The following is a 12,996-nucleotide window of genomic DNA, read 5'->3' as shown; positions in this document are numbered from 1 at the left end:
TGGTCACTTTGGTGTTTGGAAAATTGGCAACACTTATTCATCCTACTGCTGTTATCCATCCTGGTGCTGAACTACACCCGACAGTTCAGATTGGTGCCTACGCGGTGATCGAAGATAATGTGAAAGTTGGCCCAGAAACAACCATTGGTGCCCATGTGGTTCTTTCTGGACCGATGGAGATCGGAGCCAGAAATCAAGTCTTTCCAGGAGCAGTACTGGGTTCGGAACCCCAAGACCTTAAGTATGATGGTGCTCCTAGCTGGGTGAGAATTGGTGATAATAATCTAATTCGAGAGTACGTCACCATTAACCGAGCCACCGGAGCCGGAGAAGCAACCGTAATTGGCAATGGCAATATGCTAATGGCTTATAGTCATGTTGCTCACAATTGCGTGATTGAAGATTCTGTAATTATCGCTAATGGAACTGCTATAGCAGGTCATGTTTATATTGAGTCCCAGGTGAGAATTAGTGGGGTCTTGGGGATTCATCAATTTGTCCACATTGGACGTCTAGCTATGGTGGGTGGGATGAGTCGCATTGACCGGGATGTTCCACCCTATATGCTAGTTGAGGGGAATCCATCCCGAGTGCGATCGCTTAACTTAATCGGTCTTAAGCGGGCTGGACTGACAAGCGGTGAAATTAGACAGCTAAAAAATGTATTCCGGAAGCTCTATCTTTCAGGAGAACCCTTCACTCAAGCCCTCCAAACCCTGGAATTGCCACCAGATAACCCACATGTTGAGCACCTGTATCAGTTTTTGCAGTTGTCTGTAATGGAAGGTCGCAGGGGTTTGATTCCTGGTCGTCGGTGAAAAAGGTAAAGGTTATCAAGGTTTATTTCAAATTCCTTTAACCTTTAACCTTTACCCTTTCCTAACCTATTTTAGAAATTATCAATTAAGAAAACAGGATATTAAAGCACAAAATCTGCCTCTGTAATATCACCAAAATCTACACCACTCAAGACAGCTAATGGTTGATTATTGATGGTGGTGATTATGGTATCGTCATTTTGTTCAAAAATTGAAATCTGACCAAAAGTCAGACCATCTAACTGCAACAGATCTTCACCATCGGTAAAGTCAGTGATGGTAACTTTGCCTACTGTTGACAAGACAAAGGTATCTTGCCCACTGCCACCAGTTAAAATGTCATCTCCTGGACCACCAATAAGAGTATCATTACCGAAACCACCATTAAGTTGATCTTGACCCTGGCCACCATTAAGCAGATCATCGCCTTCTTGACCATAAAGCCAATCGTCACCCTTGCCACCTTCCAGGATATCGTCATGAGCCCCGCCAATGAGGGTATCCTGACCATTGCCACCTTTGAGGGTGTCATGACCGTTCCCTCCAAACAGTAGATCGTCACCGTCACCACCGTCCATGTAGTCTTCTCCAGCAAGTCCTATAAGAAGATCTTTACTGTTAAGCCCTTTGATAATATCGTCACCTCCGCCACCTTCGAGGATGTCATTGTTGGAAGTACCGATTAGGGTAACACCAGCTTTCTCGAAGCTAAGGTTGTCAAGGGCGAAGCGGCCAGCAGCGGCATCATCGAAATCGATCACAACCCGGTCTATTGGTGTATCACTATCAGGAAGGGAGAACAGACCCTCGGTAAAGCTTGGCTGTGAACTAGTATCGACTTCGATCTCATTTACCAATGTGGAGCCATCAAACAGTTCCACTGTAAAACCAGGTGTGAGAGTACCAAAGGTACTCAGCGCCACCCCAAACTCAAGCTCGGAAACCGGTGCATCAAAGTCAAGGGTTAGGATTCCGGCGGCATCACCTTCCAAACTCGGATCCTGTACAAAGAAAATTGAGCCTGGACCGACGTCAGCATAATTGGCATCCGTTGAATCTACCCCATCTACTTTGAAATCAAATGTCACCCCCATGAAACTCAGATCATCAACGGGTTGAAAGGGCAGTTCATCGAAAGTCAAAACTATTGTGTTAGTGGAATTAGTAGACATGTTTATTTCTCCTCAAAAATACTTTTTAATTGCACCCTATAGTATAAAAATTGTGATTTTAGCTTGCGCTAATTAAGTAAAATCACGTATTTTTTCGTTCATTTGTTTTTATTTTGCTTTCACAAATATGAAAAGTGGATGAAGTAAATGACTAGTTTTAATGAAGTTTATATTAACTGGTAAAAAACCCATAGAATTGTAAAATTTTTATTTTAAAAGAAAATACTTAAGTATAAAAAATTTACATAATTAGTGATTAAGCTAATATGGATTTAAATGTCCGTTCCCGTAGCGTGACCTACGGTCAATCCACTTGTGCAAAAGCCGGTATACCATCTCCCCATTTCCCCATTTCCCCATCTCCTCATCTCCTCATCTCCCCATCTCCTCATCTCCCCATCTCCTCATCTCCCCAAAGCGCTCCTATTCATAATTTATTCATAATTTATTCACAATTTAAATGTGTGACAGTTTACCCTAGCCGGGCACTGATACTATGTTGCAGTAGTCAGGTAATTTAGATTTGGTTACTGTCTACTCCCCTATTTTCCTAATCCCTATCGATCCATTAACCATGACTCTCAAAACCATCTTTATCAGTACTGGCGAGGTATCTGGTGATTTACAAGGGGCTCTACTGATTGAAGCATTGAAACGTCAGGGAACAGGAGCTGGCTTAGAGTTAGAGATTGTTGCTCTAGGCGGTGAGCAAATGACCCAAGCTGGTGCGAAGCTGTTGGGTAATACCACTAGTATTGGTTCTGTAGGAATTCTGGAATCTTTACCCTTTGTGCTGCCTACCCTGAAAGTCCAAGGTCGTGCTAAACAGTATCTCCGGCAGCAGCCCCCTGACCTAGTGGTGCTGATTGACTACATGGGACCAAATTTGAGTATTGGTAGTTTTCTCAAGCGTGAACTACCGCAAGTACCGGTAGTTTATTATATTGCTCCCCAAGAGTGGGTTTGGTCTATCTCTAAGCGCAACACCAGGATTATTGTGGAAATCACTGATCGAATGTTGGCAATTTTCCCAGAAGAAGCCCGTTACTTTGTGGAAAAGGGAGGGTCAGTTAGTTGGGTAGGTCATCCCCTGGTAGATCGGATGGAATCTAGCCCAAGCCGGGAGGAGGCTCGTGCTACCTTAGGCATAGCTCGAGAACAAACTGCGATCGCACTTTTACCTGCCTCTAGACAACAAGAAATTAAGTATCTCATGCCTGTAGTCTTCGAAGCCGCCAAGCAGCTACAGTCACAATTGTTGGATACTAAGCAAACCGGCCAGCTTAGCCAGTCGAAGGGTGAAGGGTTAAGGGAAAGTCAAGCTGATTCACCACTATTTTGGATTCCCCTATCCTTAGAAGCCTATCGCCATCCCATTGAAAAAGCAGTACAGCGCTATGGTTTACAAGCTAAGGTGGTAGCTGGTCAAACTAAGGAAATCTTGGCTGCTGCTGATTTAGCCATTACCAAGTCAGGTACAGTGAATTTGGAACTAGCACTACTAGATGTGCCCCAGGTGGTTTTCTACCGAGTTAATCCCTTGACCTACTGGCTTGCTCGCACCTTATTGAAGTTTTCGATTCCCTTCATGTCTCCCCCTAACTTGGTAGTAATGCGTTCCATTGTGCCGGAGTTGTTACAAGAGCAAGCCACACCAGAGAATATTGTTCAGGAATCCTTGGAACTCCTTTTTAATCAAGAACGGCGTCAGCAAACCCTGAAAGATTATCAGGAAATGCGCCAGTTATTGGGTGAAGTGGGCGTATGCGATCGCGCTGCTCAGGAAATTTTCCAACTAATGAGCTAAAACGCATTTAAAATCGGGTTTAGCTTAGGGTGGTCAAAGGCTAATGACTGTTCGCGTAGCGTGCGCGTAGCGCATTGGCTGATAGATGAATTATTACAATCCTGCTAATTCCAGACCAATTCCAAGTCTAAGACAAAGCCAGGTAAAACATCTTCTCCGGATAATGTTCTGCGAGATTTTAAGACTTCTACAGGTTGATGAATTCGATAAATTTCAACCGTCTTATGATTAGGGTCAATTAACCAACCCAAGCGCAGTTGATTATCAATATACTCCTGCATTTTTTTGCGTAACGGTTCCATATTGTCACTTTTTGAACGCAACTCCAGCACAAAATCAGGACAAAGGGGTGGGAAAGTTTCTTGTTGTTCAGGGGTTAATGCATTCCATCGTTTTTGAGTAACCCAAGCTGCATCAGGGGAACGAATTGCCCCATTGGGAAGTCGAAAAGCAGTCGATGAGTTAAAGGTAACCCCCAGTTTAGTTTGGCGATTCCATAACCAAAGTTGTCCTTCTATATCAATATTGCGTTTTCCAGTATTCCCCCCAGTGGGTGGCATGACAATTAATTGTCCTGTAGCACTACGTTCTAAGCGTAAGTCTCGATTAGCACTAGCAAGTTGTTCAAACTGCTCGTCAGTAACTCTGAGGCTGGGAGGAATGTTGATCGGAAGGGTATTCATGGATCAATGTCAAGTTATCCATTTTAGACATCTCTAGCAATTGCTTCGCAATTAAGACGAATCGTTATCTTGCCCCGGACGACCCAAATAAAGCTTAACAAAATCTTCTGCTGCTGCTGGATTAATCTGATACAGGGCATCCCGAAGTTGAATCACCATCTCAGCGCCTGGATCTCTAATTTCATTCACCCAGCGGTAAATATTGGAACGCCCAATTCCCATCAGCACAGCGACTCGATTCTGGCTGATGCCGTAGCTTTCCAATACTTGTTTAAGGGCTTTGCCTGCTTTTCCCATGCCTCAAATTCTGTCATTTACTCACGACTGAGTAAATGGCACCAAATGGACTACAATGAGGTAGACTAGTTGTAGTCCATTCGGTAACAATAAGAAGGTAACTTCCCATGTCCAACAACTTTCTACCAGAACCGGAAGAAACTCCCTCGGTACCAGCCTCCGAGTCTACTCCCACACCACCTGAACCCAAGCGAGAACCTGTGCGAATCCTAGTCATTGGTTCAAGTAACGGCATCACCAAAATCATCCACACCCAATACAAACTCGGCTTTGCTGAAATCAGGGAATGGAGTCCCTTAATTCCTGCTTCCATTCCTGGTAAACAGATGCGTGCTCTTACTCGCTACGTTTCTACCAATTAACCTCCCTCAATTTTTCCTAAGGGGAAAGGGGAAAATGTCCCTTTCCCCTTTTGCTCCTGGTCGCTGTTTAAGTCCAAGTCACAATTCAACATGATTGAATCTTATGAACTTTCTTCGCTGTCGCATCAATCCTCAAACCTTCGTCATCACTCGTAGACACGTCATTAGATAATCAAAAAACGATGTAAAATAGAAGAAAACAGTATTTAATGGACACAAATGGCTCTCACCCCAATTGAAGCTCAAGAAAAATTTGGATATCATCCCAGGACCTTGGCTAGATGGGCGGAAGCAGGGAAGATCGAGTTGATCAAGTCACCTGGGGGGCATCGCCGTTACTTGGAGAGTTCAATAGAGCAATTAATCGATGGCGTAGACTCTCGTTCCGTGGTCCAATATGCCAGGGTTTCGACGAGGTCTCAGTCTGAAGATTTAACTTCTGAGATTGAATACTTGGGTCGAAGCTACCCAAACTGCCGTTGCTATTCAGAATACGGTTCTGGGTTGAATTTTAAACGCAAAAAATTGATCAAGTTAATGGAAAAAGTCGCAGAATCAGAGATTAAGACGATCGTAATCGCCCACAAGGATAGACTTTGTCGGTTTGGTTTTGATTTCGTGGAGTGGTTTTGCTCTCTTCACAAATGCCAGATAGTGGTCTTGAACAACACTTACAAATCCCCTCAGCAGGAATTAATGGATGACTTTATGTCTATAATGCACTGCTTCAGTTCCAAGCTTTACTTTCTTCGTCGCTACGAAAAAGACATTAAGTCTACTGTTGATAAGATGGACAAGACAAACAAAGCGTGATATAATTGACTCAAGCCATTAAGATCTGGCAATGCCCAAACCAAGGAAAACAGTAAAAACAAAGAAGTTATCAACTCAGGTCGTCCCCGTTATAGGGATGACCGCGTCGGTTAAGACTGAATTGCTGTCTACTATGAAAAAACTGGGTGTTGTTAGATCTGAGTCCTGGAACAAGCTAGGAAGCATCAGTCATTGGGGGATCGACTGGAAGAAGTCATTTCGAGAAGTGAGAACTTTTAGAAGCCCCGAATCCCTGGGTTTACCTTCTAAGCTAATGGATTGGGCAGTTTGTGATGTAGCCAAAGCGATCACTGCACAACAAGCTGCCTGCATAGATGTAGTAGTCAAGAAAATCCACCGGAAGTTCCTTGGAGCAGAGAATAAAACTAAACGGAAGGAATTATGTAGGCAGCTTAAGACTTTAACCTTTCTAGATAATACTTTGCTGCACCGATGGGTAAGGAAAGAGTATCAGCGTGGACATTCCTGGGTCAAAAATCAAATAGTTTACCAGTCACCTGGTTACAAGTGCAAAAGGCTTTCCAGAAATACTTACCAGTTGGAATTAGCTGGACTGAATCGGGGAAAAAGGAACAAGGTAATTGTCAAGTCTAACCGCAAAATAAAAGGTCAAATCCGATTAATCTACAACCATTATCGGGAAAGATTCGAGGTTCACTTTTTAGTAGACCATGGCACTGTAGAAGTCCCGTCTGAACGTCGTAGTATTGGAGTAGATAAGGGCTACACAGAAGCTTTCTATGATTCAGATGGCTATGCCCATGGGAAAGGGCTGGGTAAGGCTACCACTAAGAAATCGGATCGTATTTGTGCTAAAAACCGCAACAGAGGAAAACTGTGGGCACTACATAGGAAACTAGAAAAAATAGATCCAGTCAAATCGGCTAGAATATTAGAGAATAACTTAACCAGGAAAGTAGAAAATCGCCGTTACAGACAGAATCAAGCTGAACTGGTGGCGATAATAGGAGCAGCTTCTAAATCCCTCTTCAACGGAGAAGCTCTAAAAGTTTTTGCAGAAGATTTAACACAACCAATTAAGAATAAACGCCAGTCCAAGGCCGTGTCTCGCAAGTTGAATAGTTGGATGAAAGGAAAAATGCGAGACTCTTTGCAGAAATGGGCTGATTGGACTGGCTCGGTTGTAACAGAAGTCCAGCCTAGCTACACGTCGCAAGTTGACTCCGTAACTGGAACCCTGTTAGGGAAAAGGAGCGGGGACAACTTTACCAGATTTAATGGGGTCGTGTTGCAGGCTGACCACAATGCTGCTAAAAACATCCTTGATAGGGGTACAGATAAGGATGTGACCCGGTACATGAGTAGAACTGAGGTTCAAGCAGTATTATTGCGTCGTACTGCGCGTTTCTTGGAAGGTATGGGACTTAGCTTGGTTGATGGGGTTGAGCTTGGATGGCTTGATCCTAAACATAGCAAAACTAAGGCTTTCAAGCAACTCCTTCACGTGACTGGAGGAACGTCTAGATAGATGAGTGGTTGGCTTGACTCCAATTGCCGTATAACCACTCCTCACTCGGACAACAATAAAATGCACCTTGACTGTTCTGTATCGATTCGTCCGATTTATTACGGTTTAAGAGTGTCACAACTCAGCAGATATCTAAAAATTGACCCTAGTCGAGTCTGGCGATGGCAAAAGTGGGCTCATGTACTATGGGTACATATTCAAGGAAGAGGTGGCTACTTCATTAGCTATCGTCAGCTAGAACAGTGGATAGCTGCTTGTTGTACCCTGATTCGTTCTTGCCGAGAGTTAAGAGCATTGGAAACAGTATGGTCAGCAATTTGGCGAGAAGCTAAACGATATACAGAAGAAGGGATGACTCGACTCTCTGAGATTTACCAACAACGTAAAGCATATTTGGCTTATTCCTAAAAGGGTCGCAAGACACCTTCAAAACCCGAAATACTCAGCTGTTATGGGTAGATTCTAAGTTGTGAAAAAGACTTACTGCGTAACCCCTTGAGAAGTAGACTAAGTTTATATAGCCCCTTCACCATAAGGGCAACTTAGCATGAGGCTAAATTCCCAAACAACAAAAAAACTAAGACTAAGCACGATGACTCAATTGCAAAAGCCTAATTTGTACAACCTCTTCATAAAGCCTTTCGAGCTGAGTAATATTCCCACTTAAGGTATAGCGCTCTAGAACCCTTGCCCTAGCTTTCTGACCCAGCAAAGTAGTCCAGTCTCTGTGGTCACGCAATAGGGGCAATAGGGTTTTTAGTTGGGATGTCACCCCATGGGTATTGAGAATTACCCCAGCACCATCCTCTAACACTTCCCCATCAGCTCCAGCATCTGTGGCTACACAAGCCACACCACAAGCCATGGCTTCGAGTAATGATAAGGAAAGTCCTTCCAATAGAGAAGGTAAAATAAACACATCCGCTGCCCGCAAAATCTCAATCCGTTCTTCCTCGGAAGCCACAAATCCTAGCCAAATGATATTGTGTTCTTCCCCATAAAATGGTTTTAATGAAGCTAATAACGGTCCATCACCAGCAATCACTAGCTTACTCGATTCACCCAGGTTACATTGTTTCCACGCTCGCAGCAGCGCTTCCACATTTTTTTCCGTAGCAATCCGACCTTGATAAACAAACAGGCGTTGCCCTCCGAACTCGGATGTCAAGTCAGAGGTAAACTGGGAGTATCCTGGAGAATATTTCTGGACATCAACTCCATTGGGAATAACTGCTAGCTTGTGATCAGGAACCCCAACCCGGATTAGGACATCCCGTTGGAGTTGAGAAAAGATAATCACTCGGTCGTAGTGGGCGAGAAAGGGCGCATAAACTTGATAGGTCAGCAATTGGGTTCCCGATTGCAAATTGCGTCGTTTACCATCAAAGGGCGGATGGAAGGTCGCCACTAGGGGTATATTGAGTTCGGTACAGATTTCCGGTAACAGGAAGTCTAAAGGAGATAACGTTAAGGAAGCATGGACGAGATCAGGTTTGAGCTCCTGTAGCGATCGCTTCAAAACCTTACTGGCGGTCAGGGTTGGAATGGTATACATCTGAGACTTGTACAAGCAAGGCAGTGGTACCTCCTGACAACCCCACCAAGTCCGGTCCTCTTCTTCTTGGGCAAAGTGGAGGAAACTGACCTGGTAGCTCCGGTCTAGCAGAGCATTGGTGACTTCTCGAGTGTAGGTGACGTTACCACAAAAAGGGGATTTTTTTCCGAGCCAGGCGATATGCATTCCGGTTGGTAGTTAAGTCTCTATATTATGAGGTTTATTTAAATTATTTAATCTATTACCGGAAATATACCAGTTTAAGAACCCACCTAAGAACACAAGTGCTGCTAAACCAAGAAATACAGGTTGTAAACCCAACCAAGTTTCTGCGATCCCCGCTAAGGCTAAGGGTAAACTCAAGGCGATATTAATAGCATTGTTTTGTAGTCCGAAAACTTTGCCCCGCATCTCTTCTGGTGTTTCTGCCTGGATGGTAGTCTGCATCGGGATACCTACCAAAGCCCCAAACCCCCCCAATACCATGGTCATGAGTAAAGCCAGCCAGAGATTGTTAGTGAATAGGGACAACCCTACTAAGGCGAATCCCATACCCACAGAACCAGACAGACTTAAATTTACATGGGAGGTGTCATCAAACCAGTTTCCTAGGATTGCTGCACTAATCCCCATCCCAATCCCACCGGCTGCTAACAAGAAGCCAAACTGGGCAGCTGTGATCCCAGGGAGGTTTTCCGCGAGTCTTACCGCCAGAACCGCTAAAGCAGCAAAAACAGAAAACAGAATAACTTGTTGAATCATAGCATTGCGGACACTTCGATGGTGTTGTACGTAACGCAGACCATCGGCAATGTCTGCCCACACATGAGGTTGCTCAGCCTTGGACTTTTCCCGATTTTCACCCGTTCTCAGTAACAACAATACTAATCCTGCGATCGCATAAGACCCTCCTACCAAAACTTCTTTCCCCAAGTACACGCCGACATGTAGCTGAGCTCCCAACCTATCCGCTAAGGCTAACAACGGTTCACCCACAGCAAAACCAATGATTAAGGAAGCCATCATGGTTGTAGTATATAGGGAGTTGGCCGACAGTAGGTGGTGCGGTTTCACAATCAAGGGAATTACCGCTTGTTCTGCTGGGGCAAAAAATTGGGTCAGGGTAGAGACTAGAAAAGTAATCACTAATAAGACATAAAAGCCCAGTGGCAGATTGGAGACTGATGTCGAGCCTTCAGTTAAAGACAACAACCCAGGCACTAACAACACCAGTGCCCCTCGCAACAGATTGGTTAGTACCAGCACATCTTTTTTTGACCACCGATCCACATAGACGCCAGCCAAGGAACCAAATAGAACGGCTGGGATGGTAAAGGCAATCATGACCGCTGATACCCAGCCACTGATAGTTTGATCAGCGTCTTGAAAGCGACTGGTTATCAAGGCAATCATTAACACCAGATAAACCTTGTCTGCTAGCTGAGAGAAGACTTGACCACTCCATAGGGCTAAGAAGTTGGAATTTTTTAGAACTGGTATAAATCCTTTATCCGGGGATGAATCCAGTTCCTGATCCCTTAGATCATCACTGCTCGATGAGGGGTTTGCCACCAAATCAGACTTGGTGAAATCAGACGTGGGGTCTGGGGAGTGTTTTTGGTTTTTTCCAGTCTCCGATGATTGCATTCTGGCTTTTTTAGGTTAGGCTTTTTTATTATCAGTAACAACTTTTTTCGATAGTCATTATTAGTATTAATTAACAGACGACAACGAATCTACTAAAGCCGCTGAACGAATTGAGCGACCAAAGTGATACTGAGCGTAATCTCGCAAAATTCGCTCCAGCTTCACCCAGAGTGAATCTACAGACTCAGCCGCTTTCGACCCTGCCAATTGCTCTTTTAATAGTGTACTCAGCTGAGGTAATTCAGCAGCTGCCAGTTGTTGAAGCAGGGTTAACTCCAGAGCATTCAGCTTATGATTTACTCGTGGAGGAGGGGGTAGGATGATATCAGTATCAGGGTTGTCAATGGTTTCACTCAAGCTCTGTGCTTGATTTGGAATAGTTTGATTCGGTAAATGGTTCCGATTGGACTGATCACTGACTAAACTAATAGTTCCACCTGCTTCTACACTAAAACCCACCCGCCAATTCGGGTCAGTTAAATCTGGCCTTAACGTGTGTTGTGTGATACAACAAAGTTGCACTTGAGGTGCAATTCCCGCCAGGGCAAGCAGGTGAAAGACACCATGGGATAAATGGGCTAACACTAAGGACAACCCGGAGGGATTAGCCGTAATTTTAGGTAACTGCTCCAGACGCCGTAGATGTTCATTAAGTAGTTCGTAGAGTTCTTCCTGAGGCTGCTCACTCAAAGCATGACACAGAACTAATTCTGCCAGATACTGGCTAGCTGCCAGTTTACTGAGATCTTGACTCAATCCTGGGTAGGATTCTGTAGTTTCTGCTTGGATAATTTTATCTAGCGATCGCCCTTTTGCCAGCAGTAATTGATTGACCACAAACAAGCCACTCCTACCACCTAATTTCGATTTCTGCTTCCTGGCCCCTGGTGCCACTACCCTAATCAGACCAAATTCCCTAGTTAAAATTGTCAGCAACCTGTCCGCTTCCCCCAGCGGTATACTTTTGAGATTAATTCCAGTGGCTTTGTAGGTTTGACTCATTAGACCTCTTGCATAAGTCTCATAAACCTTGGTGAAGACAAGGCAAAAGGCAAAAGCGATGCAGCGCGGTCTTGGGGAGGCAGCGCGGTCTTGGGGGTCCCCCCCATGAGCGACTGCCGTGGTTTCCCCCATGAGCGACTGCATCAAGACGGCAAAAGGCAAAAGCGATAGATTTTGATTTCATATGTATTTTTACAAGAGGTCTATTTTAATTTTTAATTTTTAATTTTTAATTTTTAATGTCTAGGTTATCCCGTTGTCGCAACAACTCAGGACCACGAGAGGTGCCTAGCCTGGTTGCTCCAGCAATGACTAAATCGAAAGCTTGCTGGATGGTTCGGATACCTCCTGATGCCTTGATTCCAACTTGCCCCTTGGTGACTGTTTTCAACAATTGGACATCATCAACTGTGGCACCACCATTCCAGCCAGTGCTGGTTTTGATAAATTGCGCCCCAGCATCCATACAGATTTCTGCAGCAAGACGTTTTTCCGTATCACTCAGCACAGTAGTTTCCAAGATTACTTTGACAGTTTTACCCGTTTCTTCACAGATTTGGGCAATTTCTTGGTAAAGTTCCTCTGTTTTACCCACTTTCAAACCACCAAGGTGAATCATTACATCTAGCTCTGTCGCTCCATTTTCCACTGCCTCTTGGGCTTCATAAAGCTTAGCAGTGGGGGTTGTAGCACCACTCGGAAAACCAATGACGGTACAAACCTTTGGTACTCTACTGTGGAGGAGTTCAGCCGCTTGTTTAACGTAAACTGGCGGGACACACACCGTAGCAAACTTATATTGGTCTGCCTCTTGACACCATTTTTCCACCTGCTCTGGTGTAGCCGTGGGAATAAGCAGGGCATGGTCGATTAGGGGAGCAATATCAATGTCTGGATAGTCTATATCCATTGCCATATCAGATACGTAAGTAAAAATCAACCAGCTTTTAAGTATAACAGTTAACTATCAAGCCCCAACCCTTAACCGTCAGATCACCCAGGTAAAACCCATACAGTTTCATAACAGTAATCTTCAGCTAGACTTTAACTGTGTAAGACTAGAGATTAATTAATTACGGTGATTTTTATCAACATGTATTGATGACCTAATCAACCCGAAAAACCTTTATTATAGTGATGAATAAAATTCGTTTTTTTTACGAAAATAGTGTGTAATAAGCGCAGCTTATTACTGCATCGCTCTTGCCTCTTGCCTCTTGCCTCTTGCCTCTTGCCTCTTGCCTATCCCCTGCTCCCTGCTCCCTGCTCCCTAAAACCCAGAAATTTGACCTCACTGAATTGCAACCGCTGTAAATTAACCCCTGAGTAA

The 12,996-nt window shown here is 44.3% G+C and carries 14 protein-coding genes; 7 read left to right on the top strand and 7 right to left on the bottom strand.

All coding sequences use genetic code 11. The annotated features are described in order from the left end of the window. The first annotated feature begins 23 nt into the window (after positions 1 to 23). Positions 24 to 818, top strand: a complete 795-nt coding sequence (lpxA, locus tag BJP34_RS27385; RefSeq protein ID WP_070396914.1) for an acyl-ACP--UDP-N-acetylglucosamine O-acyltransferase — start codon at positions 24 to 26, stop codon at positions 816 to 818. Positions 819 to 919: 101 nt separating this feature from the next. Here the strand turns inward: lpxA and BJP34_RS50130 are convergent, their stop codons facing one another. Continuing rightward, complete coding sequence (locus tag BJP34_RS50130) at positions 920 to 1,990, bottom strand: calcium-binding protein (protein WP_070395070.1); 1,071 nt, start codon at positions 1,988 to 1,990, stop codon at positions 920 to 922. Positions 1,991 to 2,564: 574 nt separating this feature from the next. On the opposite strand from BJP34_RS50130, the gene lpxB reads away from it, so the two are divergent. After that, positions 2,565 to 3,797: a lipid-A-disaccharide synthase gene (gene lpxB, locus BJP34_RS27375; protein WP_070396913.1), complete on the top strand. Its 1,233-nt coding sequence runs from the start codon at positions 2,565 to 2,567 to the stop codon at positions 3,795 to 3,797. Positions 3,798 to 3,901: 104 nt separating this feature from the next. Here lpxB and BJP34_RS27370 read toward each other — a convergent pair whose 3' ends face one another. Together BJP34_RS27370 and BJP34_RS27365 are read right to left on the bottom strand one after the other, a co-directional pair. Next, positions 3,902 to 4,480, bottom strand: a complete 579-nt coding sequence (locus BJP34_RS27370) for a Uma2 family endonuclease (protein ID WP_070395069.1) — start codon at positions 4,478 to 4,480, stop codon at positions 3,902 to 3,904. 51 nt (positions 4,481 to 4,531) lie between these two features. Next, on the bottom strand, positions 4,532 to 4,777 hold the full coding sequence (locus BJP34_RS27365; RefSeq protein ID WP_070395068.1) for a helix-turn-helix domain-containing protein: 246 nt from the start codon (positions 4,775 to 4,777) through the stop codon (positions 4,532 to 4,534). A gap of 107 nt (positions 4,778 to 4,884) precedes the next feature. Between BJP34_RS27365 and BJP34_RS27360 the strand changes: the two genes are divergently transcribed. The 4 genes from BJP34_RS27360 (at position 4,885) to BJP34_RS27345 (ending at position 7,870) form a co-directional block, all read left to right on the top strand. Beyond that, a complete protein-coding gene (locus tag BJP34_RS27360) occupies positions 4,885 to 5,139 on the top strand; it encodes a peptide ABC transporter substrate-binding protein (RefSeq protein ID WP_070395067.1) in 255 nt (84 codons plus the stop codon). Between the two features lie 219 nt (positions 5,140 to 5,358). Further along, entirely contained in the window at positions 5,359 to 5,952 is a 594-nt protein-coding gene (locus BJP34_RS27355; protein ID WP_070395066.1) for an IS607 family transposase, read from the top strand. Positions 5,953 to 5,983: 31 nt separating this feature from the next. Then, entirely contained in the window at positions 5,984 to 7,462 is a 1,479-nt protein-coding gene (locus tag BJP34_RS27350) for a zinc ribbon domain-containing protein (protein ID WP_070395065.1), read from the top strand. Beyond that, the gene (locus BJP34_RS27345; protein WP_229424052.1) at positions 7,463 to 7,870 is read left to right on the top strand and encodes a hypothetical protein; all 408 of its coding nucleotides are present in this window, start codon (positions 7,463 to 7,465) and stop codon (positions 7,868 to 7,870) included. Positions 7,871 to 8,045: 175 nt separating this feature from the next. Here the strand turns inward: BJP34_RS27345 and BJP34_RS27340 are convergent, their stop codons facing one another. The 4 genes from BJP34_RS27340 to deoC all read right to left on the bottom strand — a co-directional run bounded on the left by BJP34_RS27340 (position 8,046) and on the right by deoC (position 12,576). Next, complete coding sequence (locus tag BJP34_RS27340; RefSeq protein ID WP_070395064.1) at positions 8,046 to 9,203, bottom strand: glycosyltransferase family 4 protein; 1,158 nt, start codon at positions 9,201 to 9,203, stop codon at positions 8,046 to 8,048. 12 nt (positions 9,204 to 9,215) lie between these two features. Beyond that, positions 9,216 to 10,664 (bottom strand): MFS transporter, encoded by a 1,449-nt coding sequence (locus BJP34_RS27335; protein WP_070395063.1) that lies wholly within the window; start codon positions 10,662 to 10,664, stop codon positions 9,216 to 9,218. A gap of 66 nt (positions 10,665 to 10,730) precedes the next feature. Beyond that, the gene (gene recO / locus BJP34_RS27330) at positions 10,731 to 11,666 is read right to left on the bottom strand and encodes a DNA repair protein RecO (protein WP_070396911.1); all 936 of its coding nucleotides are present in this window, start codon (positions 11,664 to 11,666) and stop codon (positions 10,731 to 10,733) included. Positions 11,667 to 11,895: 229 nt separating this feature from the next. Further along, positions 11,896 to 12,576: a deoxyribose-phosphate aldolase gene (gene deoC, locus BJP34_RS27325; protein WP_070396910.1), complete on the bottom strand. Its 681-nt coding sequence runs from the start codon at positions 12,574 to 12,576 to the stop codon at positions 11,896 to 11,898. Between the two features lie 258 nt (positions 12,577 to 12,834). On the opposite strand from deoC, the gene BJP34_RS44635 reads away from it, so the two are divergent. Next, positions 12,835 to 12,996: a hypothetical protein gene (locus BJP34_RS44635; RefSeq protein WP_158517505.1), complete on the top strand. Its 162-nt coding sequence runs from the start codon at positions 12,835 to 12,837 to the stop codon at positions 12,994 to 12,996.

The sequence above is a fragment of the Moorena producens PAL-8-15-08-1 genome, assembly GCF_001767235.1.
Taxonomy (GTDB): domain Bacteria; phylum Cyanobacteriota; class Cyanobacteriia; order Cyanobacteriales; family Coleofasciculaceae; genus Moorena; species Moorena producens_A.
The sequence above is the reverse complement of the archived record's forward strand: the minus strand, read 5'-3'. Positions and strand labels throughout refer to the sequence as shown.

Excerpts from the sequence above, each read along its gene's own strand:
- BJP34_RS50130 (WP_070395070.1), bottom strand. The coding sequence starts at position 1,990 with ATGTCTACTAATTCCACTAACACAATAGTTTTGACTTTCGATGAACTG.
- lpxB (WP_070396913.1), top strand. The coding sequence starts at position 2,565 with ATGACTCTCAAAACCATCTTTATCAGTACTGGCGAGGTATCTGGTGAT.
- BJP34_RS27370 (WP_070395069.1), bottom strand. The coding sequence starts at position 4,480 with ATGAATACCCTTCCGATCAACATTCCTCCCAGCCTCAGAGTTACTGAC.
- BJP34_RS27365 (WP_070395068.1), bottom strand. The coding sequence starts at position 4,777 with ATGGGAAAAGCAGGCAAAGCCCTTAAACAAGTATTGGAAAGCTACGGC.
- BJP34_RS27360 (WP_070395067.1), top strand. The coding sequence starts at position 4,885 with ATGTCCAACAACTTTCTACCAGAACCGGAAGAAACTCCCTCGGTACCA.
- BJP34_RS27355 (WP_070395066.1), top strand. The coding sequence starts at position 5,359 with ATGGCTCTCACCCCAATTGAAGCTCAAGAAAAATTTGGATATCATCCC.
- BJP34_RS27350 (WP_070395065.1), top strand. The coding sequence starts at position 5,984 with ATGCCCAAACCAAGGAAAACAGTAAAAACAAAGAAGTTATCAACTCAG.
- BJP34_RS27345 (WP_229424052.1), top strand. The coding sequence starts at position 7,463 with ATGAGTGGTTGGCTTGACTCCAATTGCCGTATAACCACTCCTCACTCG.
- BJP34_RS27340 (WP_070395064.1), bottom strand. The coding sequence starts at position 9,203 with ATGCATATCGCCTGGCTCGGAAAAAAATCCCCTTTTTGTGGTAACGTC.
- BJP34_RS27335 (WP_070395063.1), bottom strand. The coding sequence starts at position 10,664 with ATGCAATCATCGGAGACTGGAAAAAACCAAAAACACTCCCCAGACCCC.
- recO (WP_070396911.1), bottom strand. The coding sequence starts at position 11,666 with ATGAGTCAAACCTACAAAGCCACTGGAATTAATCTCAAAAGTATACCG.
- deoC (WP_070396910.1), bottom strand. The coding sequence starts at position 12,576 with ATGGATATAGACTATCCAGACATTGATATTGCTCCCCTAATCGACCAT.